The organism is [Clostridium] symbiosum ATCC 14940, from assembly GCF_000466485.1.
GTDB lineage: Bacteria > Bacillota > Clostridia > Lachnospirales > Lachnospiraceae > Otoolea > Otoolea symbiosa.
In genome coordinates, this window is record NZ_KE993018.1 from 728 (window position 1) to 1,428 (window position 701).

Consider the following 701-nt stretch of genomic DNA (forward strand, 5'->3'; position numbering starts at 1 on the left):
GGCCGTTCGGACATTCACGGATAAGCCGGGCCTGCATGGAGATTATGGGGAGTGCGCTTCGGACAATTAAGCGCTCAGAGATTGCGGCAGAATTTTACTCCTTTCCGCAAAAATATGTGGTGGGATTGTCAAACGAGGCGGAACAGATGGAAAAATGGCGGGCCACCATGTCAGCCATGCTTCAGTTTACGAAAGATGAAGACGGGGACAGTCCGAAATTGGGGCAGTTTACCCAGCAGAGCATGTCGCCGCATACAGAACAGCTCCGGATGTTTGCTTCGCTGTTTTCGGGGGAAACAGGTTTAACGTTAGACGATTTGGGTTTTGTAACAGATAACCCCAGCAGCGCAGAAGCTATTAAGGCCAGCCATGAAAACCTAAGATTGGCAGCCAGGAAAGCACAGCGTACCTTTGGCAGCGGATTTTTAAACGTCGGATATTTAGCCGCATGCATCCGGGATGATTATCCATACCAGCGGAAACAGTTATATCTTACCCGCGCTGCCTGGGAACCGGTATTTGAACCAGATGCAGCGATGCTAACCAGCATTGGTGATGGTGTGACTAAAATCAACCAGGCTGTCCCAGGTTATTTCGGCCCTGATAACCTGCGGAGCCTGACAGGGATTGATTATTTAGGGGAGGTGAAGTAGTGGAAGACATAACACCGGAGCTGCTTTCAAAAATCGAAAAAGCTTTTA

At 49.4% G+C, this 701-nt stretch carries 1 pseudogene; it reads left to right on the top strand.

What is annotated here, in order from left to right:
* Nucleotides 1-653: pseudogene (locus tag CLOSYM_RS24370) on the top strand (phage portal protein); the annotation flags it as partial.
* Nucleotides 654-701 lie beyond the last annotated feature (48 nt).